The sequence below is a fragment of the Actinosynnema sp. NPDC023658 genome, from assembly GCF_040639995.1.
Lineage (GTDB): Bacteria > Actinomycetota > Actinomycetes > Mycobacteriales > Pseudonocardiaceae > Actinosynnema.
Map to the genome: position 1 here is coordinate 10,646 of NZ_JBFAAX010000177.1, position 301 is coordinate 10,946.

Below are 301 nucleotides of genomic sequence, written 5' to 3' on the forward strand. Positions count from 1 at the left end.
GTCACGTTCGCGCTCGTGTGGGCGGCGGTCGCGATGGGCCTGGCGACGAAGACCGTGGAGGCGGCCGGCAACCTGCCCATGCCCCTAATGCTGCTGCCCTTCTTCGGCAGCGGTTTCGTGCCGACCGACTCGTTGCCGACCGGGCTGCGGTGGTTCGCGGAGCACCAGCCGTTCACCCCGATCATGGAGACGCTGCGCGGCCTGCTCCTCGGCACGCCGATCGGCAGCGGCGCCGCGGTCGCGCTCGGCTGGTGCGCCGTGATCGCGCTGGCCGGGTACGGGTGGGCGAAGCGGCTCTACA

1 protein-coding gene is annotated in these 301 nt (G+C 72.1%); it reads left to right on the forward strand.

Features of this window, described 5'->3' with window-relative positions; genetic code table 11:
* Window positions 1–301: ABC transporter permease (locus AB0G02_RS19430; protein WP_360796103.1), on the forward strand; the 301-nt coding region annotated here is incomplete at both ends.